Raw genomic sequence first — 202 nt, 5'->3', positions numbered from 1 at the left:
CACCGAAGACGAAGCCGTCACCGCCGCCAACGACACCGAATTCGGCCTCGCCGCCTACCTGTTCACCCAGAACCTCGACCGCGCCCTGCGCGTCAGCGAACGCCTGGAGAGCGGCATGATCGGCCTCAACACCGGACTCGTCTCCAACCCCGCCGCCCCCTTCGGCGGCGTCAAGCAGTCCGGCCTCGGCCGCGAAGGCGGC

The 202-nt window shown here is 70.3% G+C and carries 1 protein-coding gene; it reads left to right on the top strand.

Annotation, left to right across the window (positions count from 1 at the left end; genetic code table 11):
• The coding region (locus IO24_RS41880; protein ID WP_037670214.1) for an aldehyde dehydrogenase family protein at positions 1-202 on the top strand (202 nt) is incomplete at both ends.

This window comes from Streptomyces flavovariabilis (assembly GCF_000725785.1).
Taxonomy (GTDB): Bacteria; Actinomycetota; Actinomycetes; order Streptomycetales; family Streptomycetaceae; genus Streptomyces; species Streptomyces hawaiiensis.
Note: the sequence above shows the minus strand (reverse complement) of the source record. Positions and strands in the feature narration are given on the sequence as shown.